The following is a 22,577-nucleotide window of genomic DNA, read 5'->3' on the forward strand; positions in this document are numbered from 1 at the left end:
GGTCACTCCGATCACCCCAACAAAGTTTTGGGGTTGAGAATGCCTTCCGGATCGAAGGTTCGGCACAGGGAATGGATTGCGAGCATTCCTAACTCACCTTTTTCCACCGGCAAGAAGGGCGCATGATCTTTGCCGACACCGTGCTGGTGGCTAATGGTGCCGCGGTTTCGGACGATCAGTTCTGAAGTGGTATTTTTCAGGTGTTTCCAGCGGGCCAAAGTCTCCTCGTAACTGTCTGCAACGCGGAAAACATAGGTTGTGTAGATGCTACAGCCCTGTCCGTAGAAGTGGGACAGATGGGTAAATACATGGGTGCGCTCGTTTTTGCTTTCGTCTCTGTCTTGAAGACCGTTGCGCAGATTGTTTTCCATAAGGCCCAACAATGTGTCTACGTTGTCCCAGTCGGTAGCTGTTTCTAACGTATCCACGGCGTAGCCCATCTGCCATAACGCTTCTCTGAGGTATGGCATGGTGAACCGTTTTTCCGCCCATTTCTTTCCAAGCCGTGTGCCGGTGTAAACACCCTTATATTCTGAACAGATACGCTTAGCTTCCTGCCTGGCGCTGACGCACTGGTGTTTACTGCCAGTCAAACCGAACGTCATCATACACTTGCCTTCATCTGCACCGCGCAGGGAAAGCACTTTTTCAAGCATGCCAATAAGCTGCGGATGTCCGGCCAAGGCCAGCTGGGTTTCGGTTTCTATAGCATTGCTAAGGCGCAGCATGGAAAGCTGGGTTCGGTTTTGAACCAGTTTTCGGCAGGCTGTGCGCGCTTTATCCCAATCCGGGAAAAAAACAACGTGAAAGCTTTCTTGTTCTGGCAGGCGGGTGACACGAACCTTCACTTCTGTGATCAGGCCAATGCGGCCCTCCGAGCCTAGTATCATTTCGCGAATGTCAGGCCCAGCGCTGGATGCCGGAATGGTGGGCAAATTCAAAGTGCCTTTGAGTGTTTCGATCTGGCCGCCGGCGAACAATTGCTCAATTCGCCCGTAGCGCAAGGATTGCTGGCCGCTAGACCGCGAGGCCACCCACCCACCAATGGTTGAGAGTTCAAAGGATTGGGGAAAGTGCCCGAGTGTGTAGCCATGAGCCCGCAACTGGGATTCAACAAGAGGCCCCGGAGTACCCGCACCAAAGGTCGCGATTTGGCTTTCTCTGTCTAGGTCGATCAGGCGGTTCATGCCGCACATATCCACTGTAAGCACAGGCTTTTCGCCTGCCAGCGGGTTGATATGCCCAGCTACGCTGGTGCCACCGCCGTATGGAATCAGCTCGATGTTACGCGCCTGTGCATAGTGCAGTAGGTTCTGTACGTCGACGCTGGTTTCAGGACGGGCAACGCCATCTGGGAAAACACCGAACTCGCCACTGCGCATGGCCAACCAGTCTGACAAACTTTGGCCACGAGCGTGGCGCACGCGAGCTTCTGGACTGGTGTCGATAAGCTTGGCAACCGTGTCGTCGGCCGGTAGGCGTGACTCAGGAACTTTAGCGCAGACAGACTCCAGAGAGACATCCTCAAGAGCGTGGCTTGCACCTACACGCTCTGCAAGAAAACTCTGCCCCTGTGGCGGGAGTTCCAGATTGAATGTCTCATCGCCCCAACCGTTCCAACGTCGCATCAAAATACACTCCCTTCTAATTGAATGGATTGCATTCTATCGGTATAGCCAGCGCTAACACATGTCCCATGGCGACATTGCAGGTGTCATTTGCCGACATTAGCCGTTGCTGCGCAGGCGTTCCCGGAGCTGTTCCAAGCGCTTGCGGATTTCTTCACGGCGGGGCTGATTGTTTGCTGCAGGTGGGGCTGAGGGCGGGGGTTGGGTAGAGAAGTTACTGGTATCGCGAGGCTCTTCAGATTGCGACCTGCTGCCAACGTTAGCAGAAAAGCTGACACCGGAGTTGTCATCGGATTCCGGGAAATACAGGTTTTCCAATTTTCCTCCACGGTCAAGAATAACGCGGTTAGCGTGCACAGAGCGGAGTTTTGCATCGCCGGGAAGTTCGTCACCTACAAGGAAAACGTCTGTTTTGCTTTTATCATCTTCAATCAGCGCGCTGCCGGGGAAATCGCCGTCAGCTGCTAAGACGCCACGCAGAAAAATCCTGAGGTTGGTTTCCGGAAGGTCCTCGGTGTCTTCCTCTAAGTCAGTTCCATCGAGTTGTGCTGTGCCAAAAAACTCTAACGATGACAGTGCAACGTTTGGCGCACTGCGTTTTTCGGTTAAAGGTTGTGTAATTGCCTTTTGGCTATGCGCCGTTTGTTGGCTTTGCGTTTGCCAAAAACTATAGCCCTGCCATGCAGTAACACCCACCATGGCCAACCCGGCAACAAGAGCCAGCGCGAGTGGAATCTTAGGATTGATAGAGAGCATTGATAATCCTGAATGCAAGTTCGCAAACTGCCAAAACCGATAACCTAGAAAAACACTGAAAGCACCACAGGTTATCAGAATAGCGTCTTTTATTGAGAGTATAGTGTACAGGGTTATTCAGCAGGCCTATATCCTGTGGTAGCCTTCCTGAACTCCATGAAACAGAAAGGGTTGCAGAGTGTGCGGACGCGCACAAAACCCTGATAGCCAGAGAATTAAACGAGGAAACCCTTGACCACAGAAACCGAACTTCAGCCGCAGGATGCTCCGCTGGGTCGTCTTCCCTTTACCTTTGCAAAGCGCAATGGCGTTATTCTGACTCGTTCAGAAGAGGGCACCCCGGTTATTTTGGTCAGGCCCGGCGCACCTCATTCTGCCCTGGCGGAAGCCAACCGCATCAGTGGTGGCCGTGCACGATTCACCACGATCGACCCGGACCATTTTGATCAAGCGTTAAATGCGGCCTACCAGAACGACTCGGCTGAAGCCATGCAGATGGTTGAAGGCATTGGCGATGACATGGATTTGGCCTCGCTGGCTGACTCGGTTCCGGAAACAGAAGACCTGTTAGAGCAGGAAGACGATGCGCCGATCATCCGTCTTATTAATGCTATTCTCACCGAGGCGGTAAAGAGCAGCGCCTCCGACGTGCATATTGAAACCTACGAAAAGCGCCTAGTTGTGCGGTTTAGAGTTGATGGCGTATTGAGGGAAGTGGTGCAGCCCAAACGAGCGCTGGCGCCGCTGCTGGTTTCGCGGATAAAGGTTATGGCAAAGCTCGATATCGCGGAAAAACGGGTACCTCAGGATGGCCGGATTGCACTAAGAGTAGCGGGACGTGAAGTGGATATCCGGGTGTCCACCATGCCGTCATCCAGTGGCGAGCGCGTTGTACTGCGATTGCTGGACAAGCAGGCCGGAGCTATACGTCTGGAATCACTGGGCATGGCGCCAGACGACCTAAAAATATTGCGTCGGCTAATACATCGCCCATACGGCATCTTGCTCGTAACCGGGCCGACCGGCTCTGGTAAATCCACAACTCTGTACGCCTCACTTCAGGAAATAAACGATCGTACCCGCAACATCCTCACGGTCGAAGATCCTATCGAGTACAACCTGCCGGGTATTGGCCAGACTCAAGTTAACCCGAAGGTTGAGATGACCTTTGCGAGGGGCTTGCGTGCCATACTGCGTCAAGACCCTGACGTGGTGATGATTGGTGAAATTCGGGACCTAGAAACCGCAGAAATTGCCGTTCAGGCCAGTCTCACGGGCCACCTTGTTCTCTCCACACTGCACACCAATACTGCCGTTGGCGCCATCACCCGGCTTATGGATATGGGCATCGAGCCCTTCCTCATCTCATCAAGTCTGGTCGGCATTGTTGCCCAGCGACTTGTGAGAGTGTTGTGCAAAGAATGCCGTGAACCTTATACGCCCACAGAAGAACACTGTGAATTTCTGCAGCAGGACTTTGCAACGCCGCCAACTATTTATCGGGCAAAAGGCTGTGAGCACTGCAACCAGCTGGGTTACCGAGGTCGAATAGGTATTTATGAAGTGGTTGAGGTAACAGAAGACATCAGTGCATTGATTCACAAGCGTGCAGGTGAGTTGGAATTAGAGAAAGAAGCGCGGCTGAAAGGCCCGAGCATCCACTCAGACGGTGTTCGCAAGATACTAGAGGGTGTTACCACGGTGGAAGAGGTGCTCCGCGTAACGCACCGAGGCCAGTAAACTATGCCAGCCTACGAATACAAGGCCTTAGATGCCCGGGGAAAACAGAAGCAGGGCGTAGTTGAAGCTGATGCTCCCCGCGCAGTGCGCCAACAGCTCAGGGAAAAAGGTCTCACGCCACTGACGGTTGAACCGGCGGTTCAGAAGCGCACACCCAGTAACCCTCTGAGCAGCGGAGGCTCTCTGGCTGCGGCTGACCTTGCGCTGGTAACTCGCCAACTGGCAACCTTGATCCAGTCGGGCATTCCGATTGAGCAAGCACTATCTGCAACGGCCCAGCAAACAGCCAAGCCACGTATCAGAAGCATGCTGATCGCCATTCGTGCCAAAGTGATGGAAGGTTATACGCTGGCGGATAGCCTTGGCGAATTTCCCAAAGCCTTTCCACGCTTATACCGATCAACAGTTGCTGCGGGCGAGCACGCTGGGCACCTAGACTTGGTTCTGAATCGGCTAGCTGATTACACAGAGAATCGGCAGGAAGCGCGCCAGAAAATCCAGCTAGCAGCTATTTATCCCATTATTCTGAGCTTTGTAGCCATAGCCATTGTGGTGTTCTTGCTGACTTATGTGGTACCGGACATTATTGATGTTTTCCTTAAGCAGGGGCAGGAACTACCAGCGTTGACCCAAGCTATGCTGGCCATGTCGGAATTTCTTTCCAGTTTCGGTGTCTACCTCTTAATTTTATTGGCTGCGGCCTTTATGGCGTTTCGCTATGCACTCACGAAACCGGCCTTTCGCATGCGCTTTCACAAGCGCCTGCTGCATTTACCTTTGTTTGCCGGGATGGTTCGGGGCGTTAATACCGCACGTTATGCCAGTACCCTTAGTATATTGACAACCAGTGGCGTGCCCTTGGTTGACGCTATGCGAATCGCCGGAGAGGTGCTGTCCAACGACTACTTGCGTCAGGAACTTCGGGATGCCGCACGTAAAGTGAGTGAGGGAGGGTCTCTGCACCGAGCACTGGATCAGTCTGGCTACTTCCCGCCCATGATGTTGCACATGATTGCCAGCGGGGAGGCCAGCGGGGAGTTGGATAGCATGCTAGAACGCACCGCCAACATGCAGGAGAACACACTGCAATCCAAGATAGCTGCCATTGTTGGCCTATTTGAGCCCATGATGCTGTTGATAATGGGGGTGGTTGTTCTGATTATTGTGATGGCTATCATGCTCCCCATACTGAACATGAGTAATCTGGTCGGTTAGTATTTTTAACATTTCAAGCCAACAACGAGTGATCTAATGACGATGAAAAATGTAAGCATGCCGCAGTCCAACCGGGGTTTTACCCTTATCGAAATCATGGTTGTGATGGTAATCCTTGGCCTTTTGGTCGCCGTAGTAGCACCAAACATTATGGGCCGGAGTGATCAGGCGAAGGTCACCGTCGCAGAAACCCAGCTCACCAATATTTCTAAAGCACTGGATATTTATCGATTAGATAACAGCCATTACCCTTCAACTCAGCAGGGCCTAGAAGCTCTAAAATCACGACCAAGCGGCAGCCCAGAGCCTAAAAACTGGAACCCCGACGGTTACATGAAAAGTATCCCGCAAGACCCCTGGGGCAATGATTTCCAGTACGTAAGCCCCGGGCGTGAAGGCGCATACGATCTATACTCCTTTGGCTCCGATGGCCAGGAAGGTGGTGAAGGTGACGCTGCTGATATCAGTATCTGGAACATCGGCGGCTAATTCATGCGGTATGTGGAACCTGGAAACAACAGCGGCTTTACGCTCATTGAGATAATGGTTGTCCTGGTTCTAGTGGGGCTGCTTGCAGCTCTGGCAGTTTTTACAATGGGTGGAAACTCGCAGCAGCGAGAACTACAGAACGAGGTGCGGGAGCTGTACCTGTTAATGCAGACCGCATCAGATCAAGCAGTGCTCAATAACCGGGAACTTGGTTTGCTGTTTGAAGAAAACGGCTACCAGTTTGTTACCTACGAAGACGAAACCGGTGACTGGAAAGCTTCTGGAGAACGCATATTTCGAGCCAGAAATTTCCCGGATTGGTTAGTAGCTACGCGGTTCGTTGAAAGCGATGCGCCTCGATTAGCGTCGGCGGAAGACAAACTAAGGCCGGATGTGGTGTTTTTCTCCAGTGGCGAGACCACACCCTTTGAGTTGGAGTTTACCGTCGGCAGCGAGACAGATTACACCCACATTCTGACATCCGACGGAATCTCTCCCATCGAATGGCGCCGTCCCGGCGTTGAGGAAGACAACTGGTGAGGCCTCAGAAACCCGCAAAGCTCTCGAAATCCGTCAGAGGCTTCACGCTTATAGAAGTGATGATAGCCCTGCTGGTATTTGGCCTGATAGCAACCGCCTCAGCGGAAGTAGGCAGCCAATACATTTCCAGCTATGAACGAATTCGCGACAAAACGCTTGCGGCCTGGCTTGCCGACAATCGCATTAATGAAATCCGGTTGGAGCAAAGCCTTCCCGGTATCTCTGAAAACTCGGAAGACAAAGAGTACGGCACTTACAACTGGCAGGTGACAACAAAAATTATTGCCACCCCCGAACCCAAAATGCGGCGGGTGGAGGTTGAGGTTGCCCGTTACCCGGATGGCCGATCAGATCCTTACTCAGTACACACGCTTTCCGCCTTTATAGGTGAGAAATGAGGGACGTGAATCTCCAACGAGGCTTCACGCTTCTGGAAGTTCTAGTTGCTATCACCATCACTGCGGTTATCGGCATTGGGGTGTGGCAAGTTTTGAGCGGTGTCATTCTCTCCCGCGACCGTGTGGATGAACTTGCAGAACGCTTTGATGGTTTGCAACGCGCCATGTTGCTTCTTGAACGAGACATCACCCAGATAGTCAACCGGCCAGCCAGAGATCTTTACGGCGATTTCAAGCCAGCGTTCACCAGCCGCGAGGATGACTTTACGTTGTTGCTAACCCGCCAAGGCTGGCGCAACCCGCTCGGTATTCGCCGCAGCAGCCTACAGCGGGTCGGCTGGGAGTATACCGGTAGCGAACTTAGGCGCAGGTATTGGCCAACGGTTGATCAGGGCCAAGAGGATAACAGTCAGGACCTTTTGTTACTTGAAGGTGTCATGGCCTTCGACCTACGGTTTTTGGATGACCAGAATACCTGGCAGCAGCAATGGCCGACTGACGAAGCCATGTCGGCGTTAACGCCTAACAGTCGGCCGGAAGTACCTTTTCCCTTGGCGGTAGAAATTACGCTGGAGCACGAACGTTTCGGCGAGATTGTCCGAACTTTTGTATTGCCAGACTTTGACGCCGTAAGCGCGCAGGGCTTGCTGACCCAGCTAAATGAAGCCCGCGAAAAAGCGGATGAAGACGATGACGAGGAATCTGCAAACGCTGGTGTTCAGGGGCAGGGAAGTTAAGACATTATGATGACACGCCCCCCAGAAACTGGCCCAAGAACACAGCAGGGTGTTGCATTGATCATGGTTCTACTCGCCATGGCTCTGGTTGTTATGCTGGCGTCGGGTATGACCCAGCAACAAAATATAAGGGTCTTCAAAGCCGGACATTATTTGGCCCAGCAACAAGGCCAGAGTATCGCACTCGGTGCAGAGGCCTTTGCCCGTCAAATCCTTATAAAAGACTTCGAAGACGATAAAGAAAACGGCCAAATGATTGATAGCTTGGACGAGTTCTGGGCAATGCGCGCAGCTATTCTGCCTTTGGACGATAACGGCGTCGCCGAGGTTCAGATAGATGATCTTGGCGGGCGGATAAACCTGAATGATTTAGTAACAGTCAACGGTCAGGTAGATCCCATGACCAAAGAACGTGTAGCACGCTTGCTGATGGCTTTGGGCATTACCGAAATATCAGTTGACGCCTTGGTCGATTGGATTGATCCGGATGATCAAACAGTCAGTGCCTACGGAGCGGAAGATGGCCAATACCTTATGGCAGAACCCGGTTTTCGAGCAGCAAATCAACCGTTTGTCAGCGTGTCTGAGCTTAGGTTGATTGAAGGCATGACTGAGGAAGTATACGTAGCGCTGCGGCCTCACGTGTCCACCTTGCCTGTCAGTGGCCTAGGCATCAATGTAAATACAGCAACGGCTGAAGTATTGATGTCGCTAAATGAAGAACTGACCGCGGCTCAAGCTGAGTCTATTATTGAAAAGCGTGCTCAGGAACGGTTTGAAAATCTTCAGGCGTTTATAAACCTCCCTGAATTTCGCTCTGCCGGCCCAAGGGAAGCAGGCCTACTGTTGCAGACTCGTTTTTTTGAGGTTGTTTCGCGGATTACCTACGATAACCGTGTTGTAAACATGGTGAGCACGGTTTTTCGCGATCAGGACGGTAGTGTCCGGACGGTTCACAGGGATACCGGGCAAAAGAATCGCATTACCAAAGAGCCCTATACAATTTCGGAAGGATAACCATGTCATATCGCCTTTACGTGCGACCCTTGCCACCTTTTACGGACCTCGGAGAAAACTCGGAGGATCGGCTGTTTAACTGGGTGCTTTATGATGCGGGCGGAGACGCTCAGGCTCAGGGTAGCAGCGATTTTCGCAATACAATTGAACAGACACTAAGCCAAAACGGGCTTGATGATGTTCTTCTAGCGGGCCTGATCCCGGGTGATGAAGCCATGTTTTGTGTGGCCGATATTCCGGCAAAGCAAAGCCGGTTCATCAATCAGGCTTTGCCTTATGCTGTTGAAGAGCAAATAGCCCAAGATATTGACAGTGTTCATCTAGCGCTTGGCCTTCATACTCAAGAGGGATTTCGCGTAGCTGCCGTTGATCGTGATCGCATGGCTCAATGGCTAGAGCTGTTTAGTGGTTGGTCTCATGCAAGACTGGAAGCCATATATCCGGATGCCGCATTGCTCCCGCTCACAGATGGCGGCTGGTCTATTTGTTTGGATGGCGAATCTGCGATGATGGCGAGCGACCGTGGCGAATGGCTTAGTATGCAGTCTGCCAACCTCGGTATGTTTGCACATACCTTGGCGATGCCACCATCCGAAGATGTCGTAGCGGAAGTCCCTGTGGTGATCTACGGCACTGAAGCCGAATTTGAAGAGCAACAAGCCGTGTTAGGTGAACTCATGGCGCCGGGACGACTTTCCGTGCGCCGGGAGTCGCTGGAGTTAATGCCGCTTGAATTGCTGGCACATGCCCATCACCACCACTTATGTCGGCCCATCAATCTTTGCCAACGGGATTTTTCCATCAAAGGAGGTAAGGAAAGTCCGCTAAAGCCTTGGAAGCCGTTAATCGCCGTAGCCGCAGTTTGGTTTGTGGTACAGGTGGCGCTAGAAGCTGGAATGGGCTTTTATTACCAGCAACAAACTGAAGAACTACGCGATGAGGCCATGTCAGTTTACCGAAAGGCTTTTCCCGAGGATCGCCGAACTCATGCGGGTAATGTAAGGCGCGTTATTGAAGGCCAGTTGCGCATAGCTGGGTCAAATGGCCCTGATGTGGATTTTGTAACGCTTATGAAGTACACAGGACAACAGTATTCGAAGGTGGCGGGGTCCGGTTCGGTAACGTTTAACTCAATCAATTACAGCCAGTCCCGAGGGGAGTTGGTGGTTGATGTGAGAGCGGAGAGTTACGATCGACTGAGCACGCTACGTAACGGCCTGTCTGGCCAAGGGCTTGATGCCAAAATAGGCTCGGTTGTGAACGAATCCAGCGGTGCCCGCGGCCGCCTGACGGTATCAGGAGGCTGAAATCATGTTAACAAAACTGAAAGAGCAGCCTATAGTTGGGAAACTAACTGCGCAGTATGACCAGCTTCCCAGAAGGGACCAGCAGGCCCTAGCAGTTCTGGCCATTGCTTTATTTCTTGGAATTGTCTACTTCATGATCTGGAGTCCGGTTTCTAGCTTTCACGATGAGGCAGTTGCAAGCAAAGAAAATGCTTCGGAATTGGTTGCCTGGATGCAATCCAATGAGCAGGTTATCCGCAGCTTGGGTAGTAGCGGGGCAGGGCCCACTAATGGATCAGCTGATATACCCGCCGACGGTCGTGCATTGATGGGGTTAATAACCCGCTCAGCAAGGGAATCTGGCCTTACGTTGCAGCGTTTTGAGCCCAGCGGTGATGCGGCTATTCGAGTTTGGTTGGAAGCGGTTCCCTATGCCGAGGTTGCAGCTTGGCTTGAAATGCTCAATGGTAAGCATGGCGTTGTGATTGATCAGGCGTCATTGGATCGTTCTGGTGGGCCCGGCAGAGTATCCGTTCGCCTAACATTGACAATCTGATTGTGAGTAACGGGGTTCCGGGGTCGTCGCTCCGGACAAAGGCAGGAGCGAAATAATGAGTAACGACACGAGCAGCAAGCCCGAACCGGTCATTGTTCGGCTAGATGTCACTGCGCTAAACGAAGCCAGATCGATTCTGTACGATGCCTACCGCAACGAGCCCACCTTTCAGCACCTATTCAACCATCGTAAGCCCGGTTACAACCAACGCGTTCGGGCAACCGTGCGCGAGTTGGTTGATCTTTATTTTGATCTGGATCAGGAGGCGGTTGGCGTAATGGTCAACGATACTCTGGTCGCGGTGGCGTTTATTGGCGACCCGGATCTGCGGTTGAATCTGGCAAATCAGCTTAGTTGGAGAATTCGCATGGTATTAACGGCGGGTTTTGCTTCTACCCGACGCTACCTGCATTATCACGAGAGATTACGCGCGATTTTACCCCAACCATTGGCGCACCAACTGCCCTTGATGGGTGTTAACCCAAAGTACCAGAACCGCGGGTACGGTCGGCTATTATTACAAGCCGTTCAGCGCTTATGTGCGGAAAACCCCCGTGGAACAGGGTTGGTTCTGGATACTGGAAATAGCCGTTATTTACCATTTTACGAGTCGGAGGGCTTTCGGAGCCTCGGGAAAATTAAAGTCGGCGGCTTTGAGGATCACATTCTATTTCGTGAGATCCAGCCCGAAGCAAAAGCCGCGGCCAATCAAAATTAACGTTGTAACAAGCAACAGGAGACACTGTGTCTGACAGCCTAGATTATGATCTCATCGTTATTGGTGCCGGTTCCGGTGGTGTGCGCCTCGCGCGTATGTCTGCCGGGCGCGGCGCTCGGGTAGCGGTAGTTGAGTCCCGCTATCTTGGCGGCACCTGCGTTAATGTGGGTTGCGTACCCAAAAAGCTGTTTGTTTACGGAGCGCATGTTCGAGACGAGCTAGAAGATGCCGCAGGTTACGGTTGGAACCTTCCGATGGACAGTGTGAGCTTTGACTGGCCTACGCTCGTCGCCAACAAAAATACGGAAATAGAGCGGCTAAATGGCATTTATGGCCGTTTACTTGAGAACGCAGACGTTACCATTATTGAAGGTACCGCCTCCATAAAAAACCCGAATACGGTTGTTGTGGGCGACAAAGAATACACAACAGAACACATAACAGTGGCGACGGGTAGCTGGCCAGTTATACCAGACATTCCGGGCAAGGAATGTATTCTCACATCGAACGAGATGTTCTATTTACCTCAACTGCCCAAGCAGGCAGTAGTCTGGGGCGGCGGCTATATTGCTGTGGAATTTGCCGGGATCTTGGCGGGTCTTGGGGTGGAGACCACCTTGTTGTACCGGGGTGACCTATTCCTTCGCGGCTTCGACGAGGATGTGCGTCGCTTTACCGAACAAGAAATGCGCAAGAAAGGCGTTCGGCTTGAATTTGGCGTAACGATTGAATCTGTGGAGCCCGAAAACTCTCACTATCGGGTCAAGCTTAGCAATGGCGATACTATGGATACCGGGCTAGTGATGGCTGCTACAGGCAGAAGAGCCTTGGTCGACGGCCTTGGTTTGACCGAGTTGGGTATAGAGCTGAATGCTTCCGGCCATGTGGTGGTGGATGACTATTTCCAGACCTCAGTGCCTTCGGTGACCGCCCTTGGTGATGTGATCGGGACGCCACAATTGACGCCAGTGGCACTGGCACAGGCTATGGTGTTGTCTCGCAGAATGTTCGGAGATGGCGAGGGCGAGATGGACTACACCGCGATTCCAACTGCGGTTTTTTGCCAACCGAACATCGGTACCGTGGGTCTAACGGAAGAAGAGGCTCGGGAAGCAGGGCACACTTTGAGAATCTATCGTTCGGAGTTCCGGCCCATGAAATACGTGCTTAGTGGCCGCGATGAGCGCTGCCTAATGAAGCTTGTGGTTGATGACCCAACAGACAAGGTTCTTGGCGCACATATGGTTGGGCCAGATGCTGGTGAAATCACTCAAGGGCTTGCTGTGGCTATCAAGGCTGGCGCGACCAAAGCCCAGTTCGATTCCACCATGGGCATACATCCAACATCCGCAGAAGAATTTGTCACCATGCGTGAGCCCGTGGCCTAAGAGGCTCCTGAGCCCAAGGAAGGGCTCATTCAAGATAGCTCTATCCATCGACTTATAACTTCCTGCAGCCCGTCCTTCCTAACAGGCTTAGACAGGTAGTCATCCATACCACTTTCAAGGCAGCTTTTCTTTGTCTCTGGCAATACATCGGCGGTAAGAGCAACAATAGGTGTTCTGCCGAGGCCGCTGGCCGCCTCCCAATCTCTGATATGACGTGATGTTTCATAGCCATCCATAACAGGCATTTGGCAATCCATAAGAATGACATCAAATCCTGAGTGGCTTGTTTGTATCTGTTCCAATGCCTCCTTGCCGTTTACCACTGCATCTGTTTGAAAACCAAGACGATTAAGGAGTGCTACGGCAACACGTTGGTTTACCAGGTTATCCTCTACGACCAAAGCGCGCTTGGAAAGCGGTAGCTCTGCCTGCAATGCTGGTACTTCAGGGATTATCGGGTTTTTAGCTTGCGGTGCAAGCTCCAAAGGCAGCTCAAACCGGAAGGACGAACCCTTTCCGGGATTCGTTTCAACCTGAATATGCCCGCCGAGAAGCTCAACCAGACGCTGAACCAGAGATAGTCCTAAACCCGTACCACCGAAACCGCGGTTGTCGCCAGCATCAAGCTGTTCAAACGAATTGAAGATGTCTGGAACCCGGCCGTGAGGAATGCCACTGCCTGAATCACTAACTGAGCAGTTGATGATGATGCAGCCATCCTCAACACCGAAGCAGCCCAACTGAACGTTCACAAAGCCGTCAGTGGTAAACTTAATGGCGTTATCAAGCAGACATGCAACAATCTGGCGAATCCGCGGTGCATCACCGTTTACCAACGGTGTTTCAGGCCAGTCTCCGTAGAAATTCAGTGTCAGCGCCAAACCTTGCTCTTCTGCCACATGTCGGTAAGAGGCAACGCAGTTGGTAACAAGCGTGTGGAGGTTAAAAATCTGGTGTTCGAGCACCAGAGCCCCGCTGTCCATACGGGAATAATCGAGAATATCGCTGATGACTGTAAGCAGGTCTTCTGTCGATTGACGGGCCGTTTGCAAATAATCCCTCTGCCTTGAAGTCAGTGGCTCTTCCTGAGCCAGATCAATCATGCCAAGTACACCGTTAAGCGGGGTGCGCAGTTCATGGCTCATGGTGGCCAAAAACTCTGATTTGGCATGGCTGGCAGTCTCTGCTTTTTCCCGCGCATGCTCTGACAATGCCAATGTTTGATCTCGCGATGTCTGTAGCGATGCCAGATGTTCGCTTAACTCATTAAGCTGATGCTCGATGGCAATAATTTCTCGGGAATTTGGGCGCCCGTTTACCTTGGCAGCCCGATAATCGCCTGCAGTAAGACGGCCGATTCGTCCGGATAGCTGGTTAATAGGGGATAGAATTGTGTTTAGTATGTGGTTGATGACCAAAATGGTGAACAAGAGTAACGTCAACCCCACTATGAGAGAGGACCATAGAATATCGTTGCGTCGAGCCTCTAGCGTTTTGTCACTCACACCCACCTCCACCGTACCAACTCGTAATGCGCTCGAGTTACTACCGGGTACCGGCTCGAACCATAAAGTTTGTCGATCGGTTGCAAACTCTAGTGGCTGTTGGAGTATCTCTGCCTGATAAATTTGGAATTCACCTGTATTCTCTATGTCAGGCTTGCTCTCCGTAGGTGCAAACCCAATCTGTTCGCCAACCACATCAGTTATGCGAATCCAGTCAGCTTTGCTGTATCGAATCGATTGAGAAAGAATTTCCTGCAGTGCCAAAGTGTTACCAGAAACCACTGCATACTCAAGGGAGGGAGCCAGACTGTCCGCTAGCAATTGATTGCTGTCTGCTAGGTCGCGTCTTGCATCTTCAAGCCGTGCAGAGGTAAAAAATCCCATGAGCGTTATAAACATAACCACTGCAGGCAATGCGCCCAGCCACAGGAGTTTTCGGGATAGCGGCGTACCTATGGAGTTTTCACTCATCGCCTTGCCCTCTTTGTTCTTGTAACCATTTCTCAACGGTTTGAGCAATCTGCTCGCGGGTATCCAGCGGGATGTTAAGGGAGCGGGCAACCTGCTCATTAATCTCAACCCGGGATTGTGACGGATAACCCGGTGCCGGGAAGGCACCGGTTTCGAAAAATGTTTGTAGGTAACCTGCAGCCATCTCGGCCATAGCAGGGAAAGGTGCATAGCCCGACGCAAGTGAACCCGCCTTTACATAAGCTTGGCTCGGACCTATGACAATCCTGTTTCTACGATAGGCGGTAAGCAACACGTGTTTTATGGTTCTTGGGTTGTATATTGCGTCGTCTGGTGCCGCCAATAGGAAGTCACCATAACTTAAGGCCCTGATAAGCGTCGGGATAAGTTGTTTGTCGTCATCCACTACGAACAACCGCGCTTCAAGTTTGTAAGCGGGGAGCTGATCAATCAGTGTGTCGTAGAGTTCTGCAGTGTCCGTGGTAGAAATCAGGGCGACGCGTGTGGCTTGAGGGAGTATCGCTTTCCCGATAAGTGCTTGCCTTAGGAGTTGGGCTCCGTGGTAAACGCCAGAAACCTGTCCCGGGGAGCGGCGAACGAAGCTTTGCAGGAAGTCGTGCTCGACCAGCAGGGCAAGCACGGGCGCTTTTCGGTTAACCTGCCGAATACGGGAAAACGCACTGGGGCCTAAGGTAACAATCGGGCCATCTTGGGTTAGTGCGGCTTGTTCGTCTGATATAAGAATCAGATCGTTTTGGCTTTCCAAATTCTGTTCAAGAAGTTTTTGAATATGCTGATCCAGCGCGGCGTTACCCGAACCAGCTAGGTAGACAGGGGCGCGACCATTGCCTTGAGCATGTGCAGCCGGTGAAGCTACCAATGTAGCCGCCATCGTCACCGCACACAGAACTGCCGCTGCAGTCAGCGACTTTAGCGCCGAGACAATCCTGTGCAATGAGAGCGATGCTGGTTTTTCCATACCATCCCGGGTCTGAAATATTCCCTAATTAGCGGTCAGAAGCGTAAGCCCGCTTCAATGAAGAACTGGTTTTGATCCGCGATATTATTGTCACGGCTGATATCCGGCACCTTATTAATGTAATGTTGCATGGTCAATGCAAGCTCGGCCGAATAGCGCGGCTGAAAAATCCGCTTTACTAGACGGAAATCGATGCGCTCGAATCGAGTATTACGGAATCTATCCGCCCAATAATAGGCTGTCGAACCCTTTAGGCCGAAGGGCAGGTTCTGGATAAGTGCCAGGCTGCCAGAGTGCCTTAACGAAAGGCGACCAAGTAGGTCGACCGCATACTCTTGTTCACCAATATCGATATTGCCGTCCTCATCCACAATACCTGCACCTGTGTACCAATCGTCCTGATCAAGGTAACCGTAGTTGGCTCTGAAGGTGGTCCCGGGGAACTCAAGGGAGGCTTCAACCTCAAAACCTTTTTGATCGATACCTACATTGTTATCAATAGTCCAATCATCAAACTGAATGACACCGCTGATCATGTCCCTAAGCTTATCTTTAAATACCCGTACCTCCAGAGACAGTTGACCTTGTTTCATAGGAAACTGCCCGAAGTAACTGATTTCTCGGGAAATGATAGTTTCTTCCTCAAGCTCTTTCCCTAGAGTTACGTAAGACGGATGCTCCCAAACCGCTGTGCTGTTAACCCTGTAACCCTCATAACCAGCATACTGGTCTGGACTGACATCTCTCAGTGTATATCCATAATCCGGATCTTGCTCAAAACCATCGGGGGTTCGAACGGCCTTGGAGTATACGAACCTCAATGCGTGGTTGTTGTTAAGCGTGAAGTTAGCCGCAACACGGGGCGAGAAGTAGCTCTCATCAGTGGTTGTGGTGCGTTCCCAGTTGCCTCCGGCATTCAATGTCAGCCAATTAATAGGCGTGTATTCCATATTGCCGAATACTCTGGATTGGTAGTTGTTACCGCGCCCATTAAAAAAAGTTTCGGAGCGATAGGTGTCTTTGCGAAACCCAGCGCCTGTTACCAGTTTCAGGTCATCGCTAATCAGCAGTGTGTCCTGAAGCTCGAATTCTAGCCGTGAATCCTCGGAGTCTGCGTTTGTTTCTGCCGTGAGCGGAATTCCGCCCGACTGGAAGCATAGAGGCCGGTTCGGCCTGTAATAGAGAGGATCGCCGTTCTCCAAACAAGCTACCGCGGACGCTGGAAGAGATACTGGCCAGCGTTGCCGCCGGTCGTAATTCTCAAAGCTCGCTTGGAAGTGAAAAAAATGGCTCTGTGAGATTGTAAAGTTTAGCTGCGTTTGTACATAGTAATCCCGCACATCTATGTCTGGGTGACCAGTTGCTTCAAGCTCACCGTTTTTATCAATATCTTGTTCGTTCAGCCCATCAACAACACCAACACGGATATCCGCGTTAAAACCGGAATTGACCTTCCAGCGCGAGTCATAGTTGAAGGTATTTATGTCGTGACCATCGTGAAAGGGTAGGCGCCCGTTGTTATCAAGTTGATAGTCAAATCCACCAAATTTGCGTTTTTCATAGGCCAGACGCCAGTCGTAGCTATCACTGACATCGCCGACCGAAGCAAAGGTTCGGATGTAGTCTCTGGAACCGCGAATTACCCGAACTTCAGCGCCAGACGTATCTGCCGGGTTGCGGGTGATTATATTGATCGTGCCCAAAAACGCATTTATACCGTACGCAGCTGAGTTCGGCCCTCGGCTTACTTCTATTCGCTCAATGATCTCCAAAGGGACTGGCATGGTTTGCCAATCCATATCTGATAGAGTAGCGCGGTGCGCTGTGCGGCCATCCACCAGAACCTGCATGCGTCGTTGCTCATAATGCACGGTGCCGTGGTAAGTCGTCACGGGTGTACTACTGCCGACCTCGCCCACAACCATCCCTGGAACTAACCGAAACACTTCAACTAGGCTCATAATGCCTAGGTCTCGGATCATCTCACCTTCGATAACCGTGGTTGTCCCTGGAACCCGAGTTTTCGGTTGTCGAAGCCGGGTTGTTGTCAGAACTTCTGGGATCTCGTCGTTAAATCCATAAAAGCCCATGGGTTCGGTGCTATCAGTAAGTGGCTGGGCGACAGCAATCACTGGGCTTATGAACACGGAGGCCAACAATGCTGTTGTCATACCGTGGGCGATCGAAACCATTGACGGTTTTAGGGTATTTTTATTGAAATTCGTAACGGACATAGGTGTCGTTCTATAATCTGCCGAGTTAAAGGACGAAGCCTTGGTTTTTATGCTTTGCCATTATCGTATTTGACTACACGCTGTTTGTCTCTCAAAAACATATTGAATTGATAGGGTGGGAGTGAGCCTGATATGAATTCGAGCGAGGTTGATCGCGAGCTAGACGCCTCAGAAGGGCAGGTCGTCCGTGAGGTGATGATTCAAGTCAAGGCACTACTGAATGACTCCGGCCGAAGTGGGGATGCAGGTATTTGGCGAGCTATACTCTGTGAACCTCCAGCGGATCAGATGCCATTGCGGCTCGAAATCGGTCGGCAACTGGAACCGCAGCTTCGGCCTATGGCCGAAAACGGAAGCTTTCCGCCTCCTGTTGTAGGGTTTCTAGCGGAGTGGTTTGACTGGCACAGTTTGCAGGAAGTCGTGGCTCAGGAAGACGAGCGTAGATACCCGGAGCCTGACCCAGATCGAGACAGAGAACCTGGGGATGACGAAGCCCCGCAAATGATTAACTTTTGGCCAGCCGTAATTGGTTGGGTTATCGGGCTTGTGATACTTGCCATGCTTTTTGGTGGCATGGGCGGCGGCTGATGCCACCGCTTGTCACTCGATTTTGGCTGCGGCAATCTTTTCCCGGTATTTTTCAGCCAATATAGCCCCTAAAATTACCTGCACTTGGTTGTAGCACATGATTGGCAAAACAATCATGCCGAACCCCGGGTGGCCGGAAAAAAGTACTTTTGCCATAGGCAATCCAGACGCCAGACTCTTCTTGGAGCCACAGAAAACAACCGCCGCTTCATCCTCCAAGCTAAACCCGAATCGCTGCACCAAAAACCTCGCAAAAAACATAAATAACGTCAGCAGTCCAATGCAGAGCAGAACCGTTAGAACAATGGCTTTTACCGGAAGGTTTTGCCAAAGGCCACTTTCCACAGAGTGCGAGAAGGCGGAGTAAACGATCAACCAGATCACGCATTTATCGTAGCGCGCCATAAGGGATTCGTTGCGACCAAGAAATCCCCCCAGAATGGGCCGCATAGCATGGCCTACCGCGAATGGCAGCAGTAGTTGCACCATAATATCTTTGAGTGCCTCGCCCACTGCAAATTCGCCACTACCGGCAGAGCTCACGAGCAGTAACAGCAAGAACGGGGTGAGCATCATGCCAAACACGTTAGAGGCGGCAGCGCTGCAAATAGCGGCCGGAACGTTCCCGCGCGCCATAGCGGTATAGGCAATAGATGAAGACACGGCGGATGGCAGCACGCCCAAATACAGAAAGCCAAGCCCCAAATCGAAGGGCATCCAAGAAGGTGCAAAGCTGCTCACTCCGTTAATAGGCAGTACTACGAGAGGAAAAAAACCAAAAGTTAGAGCGGTTATAAGTATATGCAGCCTCCAATGGGAGGCGCCCGCAACGATTTGCTCACGGGACAGAGCTGCACCATGAAAGAAGAAGAGTAGGGCGACAGCCACTGTTCCCGCTTTCGCCAATAATTCTCCTGCGGTCCCCGTAGCAGGTAAAAACGAAGCCAAGCCGATGGCTCCGAGCAACATGATGGTAAATGTATCTGGTCTAAACTTCATGGTCATGAGCCTCTCTTTCGAAGAGCTTTGAGGCTGGGGGCAAGAAGGTCCCGGGCAAGTCTTTCAGCTTTCTCTGAATCCTGACGTCGAACGGCGGCAAGAAGCAGTTCATGATCTTCCTGAGAGGGCTCGGGCAAGTCTGTGTCGTTTTCTGTGCGCTCAATGGTTTGCGTGATGGCGTGGGAGAAGTAATCGTACAGCTCTGCCAGCGCCGAGTTGTGGGATGCGGCCACCAGTGCATGATGAAAACATTCATCATGATGAATGCGTTCCGCGAGATTCGAATCGGCTTTTCCCCGTGCGTCGAGCGCTGCGGTCATAGCCCGAAGGTCTTGTTCGCTTCGTCGTTGCGCCGCCAGCTTTGCCGCTTCGGTTTCCAGCATAATCCGCACTTCTAACTGATCCGTGAGCTGAGTGCGGGCGATTCGCTTAAGGGTTTCGCCTGCATCTCTGGTTGCTCTCACGTAGGTGCCGTCACCTTGCCGCGTTTCTAGCATGCCTACGTGGGCCAGCACCCGCACGGCCTCACGCACCGTGTTACGGCTAACTCCGAGAGCCTCTGATAACTCAGATTCAACAGGTAACTTGTCACCAACGGACCATTGTTCGGTCTCTATGGCATGCCTCAAGCTCTCGATGGCAGTTTCAACCAATGAGCCTTTTTGTATCTTTTTTAACATGAGCCTATCATCCTCTTAGCTGATAACCCAATCATCCTATGAATATGAGTTGAATACAAATGCCTTGATCGAAAGCCCGGGATTACCCGGCCGGGCTAAGGAACTGGTAGTCAGCTGTATTTACGTTGCGGGTAGCAAGGCGATAGGTAAACGTAAAACCGGGCCAGTTCAAGGTGTTTTTGCCGTTTGCATCAAGATACCAAGATGAACATCCGGAGCTCCAAACACTGCCTTCAAGGTCTTCTTGAACGCTCCTGGCATAGCGCTTTAAACGGTCTGCACGAACGTCCATGGCGGTACCCGGGTACTTTTGTAGAGCCTGCAGGCAGCTTAGAACATAGTTGAACTGGGATTCGAGCATATAAAGAATCGAATTATGGGCAAGATTGGTATTAGGGCCATACAACATAAACAGGTTGGGAAAGCCTGAAACCGTAATGCCCTTGAAGGCCGTGGCGCCATCTTGCCAAGCCCGATTCAGCGTTATGCCATCGCGCCCGGTGACACGAATTGGAGACAAAAACTCTGAAGCACGAAAGCCAGTGCCGAAAACTATAGCGTCTACAGGGTAGTGTTTGCCCGATTCAGTTTGAACGCCACTGGCATTTATTTTTACGATAGGGTCTGTCACCAGATTCAGATTGGATCGATTGATGGCCGGATACCAGTCGTTGGAAATCAGAATCCGCTTACAACCGATCTGATAGTCCGGAATGATGTGCTTTAGCTTTTCGGGATCAGTAATGTGTTTACCGGCTTCCTTTTTCGCCTGACGTGCAAACACATTTAACAGGCTACTAAACCCGGTAAAAGCTAAGCCGCGACTCTCGTTCTTCCAATAGATTAGGTATCGGTAGAGCCGGTCCCAAGCTGGAACGGCTTTAAACAATGAGTGTTCCCAAGGCTTAAAGCGTCGATCCGGCTTTGGCAGAACCCACGCAGCCGAACGTTGAAACAGCGTAAGTGATTCCACCTTGCCAGCAATTTCCGGCACAAACTGGATGGCACTGGCACCTGTACCAATAACTGCAACGCGTTTGTTTTGGAGATCATAGTCGTGGTTCCAGCGTGCAGAATGAAAGCAAACGCCTTTAAAATCCTCCACACCTTCGATGATGGGCCAGGCAGGCTGGTTAAGTTGGCCGGTTGCCGTTATAACCACCTGAGCTTCAAGCGTTTGGCCATTGGTTAGGCTAAGCGTCCAGAGGTTGCGGGCGGTGTCAAACACTGCCTCAGCGACTTCACTGTTGAAGCGGATCTGCTCTGCCAATCCATATTTTTCAACGCAATGCTCCATATAACCGAGCAGTTCATGCTGCAGTCCAAACTTTCGGGACCAGTCGTGTTTTGGCTCGAACGAGTAGGAGTAAAAGTGAGATTGCACATCGCAAGCGGCGCCAGGGTAGGTGTTGTCGCGCCATGTGCCACCAACACGTTCGGCTTTTTCCAATAAGGTGACCTTTGTGAATCCGGCTTTTTTCAGTTGGATGGCCATGCCGATGCCACCAAACCCGGTTCCAATTATGATGACTGACGGCTGCTTAGTGATATTTTGCTGAGTCATGTTTATAAATCCAACCAATTAAAATAATGACGCCTTGTTCACTATACGTTCTCAGCGTTCGTATAGTTATGGCTATTTGCGCCAGATATTCTAGTCAGACTGATCAACTCAAGGTTACATCATAAAGCTTTCAACTGGCTGGGATAACAGCTCTCGTAAGGCTGGAGTTTCGAATTGGCGCCGAATACTGATGGCATAAAATTCCTCATAGACACCGGGGAGGGCGCCATAATCGATTAGATCACCGTTACGAAGTTCATCCCGCACTACAACAGGTGGCAGCACCGCAAAGTGTCCGGAATCCCGGGCCAACAAACGCATCATGGCCATATCGTCTACTTGCGCGACTAGTCTGGGGCGTACTTTGTGATATTCACACAGTTGATCAAAGGCTTGCCGGATATTGTTGTCCGCGCCAGGCACGATCAAGCTGCGCCCTTCAAGAAAGTCTGGAAAGGTCACTGTTTGGCCAGACTCCGGCGGCCCGATAATACTTACAGGTTGCTTCGATATCAGCTTGGAGCGCCAAGGGTTGGCGTCATCACCCCGTACCGGTCGGTTGGAAAGTATTAAGTCTAACCTGTGCGCAGATAAGCGCCTTAACAACTCATCAATATCACTACTTTGCAGACTAAACTCGAGGTTTTCTCGCCCGAGTAGCGGGTGCAGAAAGGCTTCCTGAAAGTTTCTGGACAATGTTGCCACTGCGCCGATGCGTAGCACCTCTCGGTTAACTTGTGCACCGGAAGCAAACACGGCAGCAAGCTCCTCGCCTTGGCGGAATATTTCCTCGGCGTAGGAAAACGCCATTCTTCCCGCTTCGGATAACTTGAGGCGCCGTCCCTCGCGGATAAACAAATCATGCCCCAGACTCTCTTCCAGTTTTCGTATTTGGCCGGAAAGTGCGGACTGGGAGATATGCAAGGAGTTTGCGGCACGGGTTAGATGCCCGGTGCGGGCCACCATCCAGAAATAGTACAAGTGGTGATAGTTAAGCTTCATTTACCCACCCTCTAATCGTTCTCTTAAATAGAACATAAACTAAAGTATAAACTATTTTTTATATCAGTCTATTGAGGGCAAAGTACC

21 protein-coding genes are annotated in these 22,577 nt (G+C 51.5%); 12 read left to right on the top strand and 9 right to left on the bottom strand.

Annotated features, from left to right (window positions below):
* Positions 1–11: 11 nt before the first annotated feature.
* Both KO508_RS09465 and KO508_RS09470 read right to left on the bottom strand, forming a co-directional pair.
* On the bottom strand, positions 12–1,628 hold the full coding sequence (locus KO508_RS09465) for an FAD-binding oxidoreductase (protein ID WP_216008082.1): 1,617 nt from the start codon (positions 1,626–1,628) through the stop codon (positions 12–14).
* A gap of 99 nt (positions 1,629–1,727) precedes the next feature.
* Positions 1,728–2,384, bottom strand: a complete 657-nt coding sequence (locus KO508_RS09470; RefSeq protein ID WP_216008083.1) for a type II secretion system protein N — start codon at positions 2,382–2,384, stop codon at positions 1,728–1,730.
* Positions 2,385–2,615: 231 nt separating this feature from the next.
* On the opposite strand from KO508_RS09470, the gene gspE reads away from it, so the two are divergent.
* Genes gspE through gorA form a run of 11 tightly spaced genes read left to right on the top strand, consistent with a single transcriptional unit; the run spans position 2,616 to position 12,468 of the window.
* Positions 2,616–4,124: a type II secretion system ATPase GspE gene (gene gspE, locus KO508_RS09475; protein ID WP_216008084.1), complete on the top strand. Its 1,509-nt coding sequence runs from the start codon at positions 2,616–2,618 to the stop codon at positions 4,122–4,124.
* Positions 4,125–4,127: 3 nt separating this feature from the next.
* Positions 4,128–5,339 (top strand): type II secretion system inner membrane protein GspF, encoded by a 1,212-nt coding sequence (gene gspF / locus KO508_RS09480; protein WP_216008085.1) that lies wholly within the window; start codon positions 4,128–4,130, stop codon positions 5,337–5,339.
* Positions 5,340–5,375: 36 nt separating this feature from the next.
* On the top strand, positions 5,376–5,828 hold the full coding sequence (gene gspG / locus KO508_RS09485) for a type II secretion system major pseudopilin GspG (protein ID WP_216008086.1): 453 nt from the start codon (positions 5,376–5,378) through the stop codon (positions 5,826–5,828).
* 3 nt (positions 5,829–5,831) lie between these two features.
* Positions 5,832–6,368, top strand: a complete 537-nt coding sequence (gspH, locus tag KO508_RS09490; RefSeq protein WP_216008087.1) for a type II secretion system minor pseudopilin GspH — start codon at positions 5,832–5,834, stop codon at positions 6,366–6,368.
* Positions 6,365–6,766, top strand: coding sequence for a type II secretion system minor pseudopilin GspI (gene gspI / locus KO508_RS09495; protein WP_354668019.1), 402 nt, complete (start codon positions 6,365–6,367; stop codon positions 6,764–6,766). The genes gspH and gspI overlap by 4 nt, the downstream gene beginning before the upstream one ends.
* Before the next feature lie 5 nt (positions 6,767–6,771).
* The gene (gene gspJ / locus KO508_RS09500; RefSeq protein WP_354668020.1) at positions 6,772–7,503 is read left to right on the top strand and encodes a type II secretion system minor pseudopilin GspJ; all 732 of its coding nucleotides are present in this window, start codon (positions 6,772–6,774) and stop codon (positions 7,501–7,503) included.
* A gap of 6 nt (positions 7,504–7,509) precedes the next feature.
* Positions 7,510–8,520 (top strand): type II secretion system minor pseudopilin GspK, encoded by a 1,011-nt coding sequence (gspK, locus tag KO508_RS09505; protein WP_252738032.1) that lies wholly within the window; start codon positions 7,510–7,512, stop codon positions 8,518–8,520.
* A 2-nt stretch (positions 8,521–8,522) separates the two neighbouring features.
* Positions 8,523–9,827 carry a type II secretion system protein GspL gene (gspL, locus tag KO508_RS09510; RefSeq protein WP_216008089.1) on the top strand — a complete coding sequence of 435 codons (1,305 nt, stop codon included), beginning with the start codon at positions 8,523–8,525 and terminating at the stop codon, positions 9,825–9,827.
* A gap of 4 nt (positions 9,828–9,831) precedes the next feature.
* Positions 9,832–10,362, top strand: coding sequence for a type II secretion system protein GspM (gspM, locus tag KO508_RS09515; RefSeq protein WP_216008090.1), 531 nt, complete (start codon positions 9,832–9,834; stop codon positions 10,360–10,362).
* A gap of 55 nt (positions 10,363–10,417) precedes the next feature.
* Positions 10,418–11,080: a GNAT family N-acetyltransferase gene (locus KO508_RS09520; RefSeq protein ID WP_216008091.1), complete on the top strand. Its 663-nt coding sequence runs from the start codon at positions 10,418–10,420 to the stop codon at positions 11,078–11,080.
* A gap of 26 nt (positions 11,081–11,106) precedes the next feature.
* Positions 11,107–12,468 carry a glutathione-disulfide reductase gene (gene gorA / locus KO508_RS09525; protein ID WP_216008092.1) on the top strand — a complete coding sequence of 454 codons (1,362 nt, stop codon included), beginning with the start codon at positions 11,107–11,109 and terminating at the stop codon, positions 12,466–12,468.
* Between the two features lie 29 nt (positions 12,469–12,497).
* On the opposite strand, the gene KO508_RS09530 is transcribed toward gorA, so the two are convergent.
* From KO508_RS09530 to KO508_RS09540, 3 genes are read right to left on the bottom strand one after another with little or no spacing between them, the layout of a single operon-like run.
* Positions 12,498–14,444 carry an ATP-binding protein gene (locus KO508_RS09530; protein WP_216008093.1) on the bottom strand — a complete coding sequence of 649 codons (1,947 nt, stop codon included), beginning with the start codon at positions 14,442–14,444 and terminating at the stop codon, positions 12,498–12,500.
* Positions 14,437–15,423, bottom strand: coding sequence for an ABC transporter substrate-binding protein (locus tag KO508_RS09535; protein WP_252738033.1), 987 nt, complete (start codon positions 15,421–15,423; stop codon positions 14,437–14,439). Before KO508_RS09535 ends, KO508_RS09530 begins: the two co-directional genes overlap by 8 nt.
* Positions 15,424–15,458: 35 nt before the next feature.
* Positions 15,459–17,657, bottom strand: coding sequence for a TonB-dependent receptor plug domain-containing protein (locus KO508_RS09540; protein WP_289851844.1), 2,199 nt, complete (start codon positions 17,655–17,657; stop codon positions 15,459–15,461).
* Between the two features lie 132 nt (positions 17,658–17,789).
* Here KO508_RS09540 and KO508_RS09545 point away from each other — a divergent pair, with 132 nt between their 5' ends.
* Positions 17,790–18,245: a hypothetical protein gene (locus KO508_RS09545; RefSeq protein WP_216008094.1), complete on the top strand. Its 456-nt coding sequence runs from the start codon at positions 17,790–17,792 to the stop codon at positions 18,243–18,245.
* Between the two features lie 12 nt (positions 18,246–18,257).
* Here the strand turns inward: KO508_RS09545 and KO508_RS09550 are convergent, their stop codons facing one another.
* The 4 genes from KO508_RS09550 to KO508_RS09565 all read right to left on the bottom strand — a co-directional run bounded on the left by KO508_RS09550 (position 18,258) and on the right by KO508_RS09565 (position 22,490).
* On the bottom strand, positions 18,258–19,244 hold the full coding sequence (locus tag KO508_RS09550; RefSeq protein ID WP_216008156.1) for a bile acid:sodium symporter family protein: 987 nt from the start codon (positions 19,242–19,244) through the stop codon (positions 18,258–18,260).
* Between the two features lie 2 nt (positions 19,245–19,246).
* Entirely contained in the window at positions 19,247–19,924 is a 678-nt protein-coding gene (locus KO508_RS09555; RefSeq protein ID WP_216008095.1) for a FadR/GntR family transcriptional regulator, read from the bottom strand.
* Between the two features lie 82 nt (positions 19,925–20,006).
* Positions 20,007–21,488 (bottom strand): flavin-containing monooxygenase, encoded by a 1,482-nt coding sequence (locus KO508_RS09560; RefSeq protein ID WP_216008096.1) that lies wholly within the window; start codon positions 21,486–21,488, stop codon positions 20,007–20,009.
* A 114-nt stretch (positions 21,489–21,602) separates the two neighbouring features.
* Positions 21,603–22,490: a LysR family transcriptional regulator gene (locus tag KO508_RS09565; protein ID WP_216008097.1), complete on the bottom strand. Its 888-nt coding sequence runs from the start codon at positions 22,488–22,490 to the stop codon at positions 21,603–21,605.
* Between the last annotated feature and the right edge of the window lie 87 nt (positions 22,491–22,577).

The sequence above is a fragment of the Marinobacter salexigens genome (genome assembly GCF_018860765.1).
Classification (GTDB): Bacteria; Pseudomonadota; Gammaproteobacteria; order Pseudomonadales; family Oleiphilaceae; genus Marinobacter; species Marinobacter salexigens_A.

Excerpts from the sequence above, each read along its gene's own strand:
- KO508_RS09545 (WP_216008094.1), top strand. The coding sequence starts at position 17,790 with ATGAATTCGAGCGAGGTTGATCGCGAGCTAGACGCCTCAGAAGGGCAG.
- gspK (WP_252738032.1), top strand. The coding sequence starts at position 7,510 with ATGATGACACGCCCCCCAGAAACTGGCCCAAGAACACAGCAGGGTGTT.
- gspH (WP_216008087.1), top strand. The coding sequence starts at position 5,832 with ATGCGGTATGTGGAACCTGGAAACAACAGCGGCTTTACGCTCATTGAG.
- KO508_RS09530 (WP_216008093.1), bottom strand. The coding sequence starts at position 14,444 with ATGAGTGAAAACTCCATAGGTACGCCGCTATCCCGAAAACTCCTGTGG.
- KO508_RS09535 (WP_252738033.1), bottom strand. The coding sequence starts at position 15,423 with ATGGAAAAACCAGCATCGCTCTCATTGCACAGGATTGTCTCGGCGCTA.
- KO508_RS09560 (WP_216008096.1), bottom strand. The coding sequence starts at position 21,488 with ATGACTCAGCAAAATATCACTAAGCAGCCGTCAGTCATCATAATTGGA.
- KO508_RS09465 (WP_216008082.1), bottom strand. The coding sequence starts at position 1,628 with ATGCGACGTTGGAACGGTTGGGGCGATGAGACATTCAATCTGGAACTC.
- KO508_RS09470 (WP_216008083.1), bottom strand. The coding sequence starts at position 2,384 with ATGCTCTCTATCAATCCTAAGATTCCACTCGCGCTGGCTCTTGTTGCC.
- KO508_RS09540 (WP_289851844.1), bottom strand. The coding sequence starts at position 17,657 with ATGTCCGTTACGAATTTCAATAAAAATACCCTAAAACCGTCAATGGTT.
- KO508_RS09550 (WP_216008156.1), bottom strand. The coding sequence starts at position 19,244 with ATGAAGTTTAGACCAGATACATTTACCATCATGTTGCTCGGAGCCATC.
- gspG (WP_216008086.1), top strand. The coding sequence starts at position 5,376 with ATGACGATGAAAAATGTAAGCATGCCGCAGTCCAACCGGGGTTTTACC.
- KO508_RS09555 (WP_216008095.1), bottom strand. The coding sequence starts at position 19,924 with ATGTTAAAAAAGATACAAAAAGGCTCATTGGTTGAAACTGCCATCGAG.
- gspL (WP_216008089.1), top strand. The coding sequence starts at position 8,523 with ATGTCATATCGCCTTTACGTGCGACCCTTGCCACCTTTTACGGACCTC.
- KO508_RS09565 (WP_216008097.1), bottom strand. The coding sequence starts at position 22,490 with ATGAAGCTTAACTATCACCACTTGTACTATTTCTGGATGGTGGCCCGC.
- gspM (WP_216008090.1), top strand. The coding sequence starts at position 9,832 with ATGTTAACAAAACTGAAAGAGCAGCCTATAGTTGGGAAACTAACTGCG.
- KO508_RS09520 (WP_216008091.1), top strand. The coding sequence starts at position 10,418 with ATGAGTAACGACACGAGCAGCAAGCCCGAACCGGTCATTGTTCGGCTA.
- gspF (WP_216008085.1), top strand. The coding sequence starts at position 4,128 with ATGCCAGCCTACGAATACAAGGCCTTAGATGCCCGGGGAAAACAGAAG.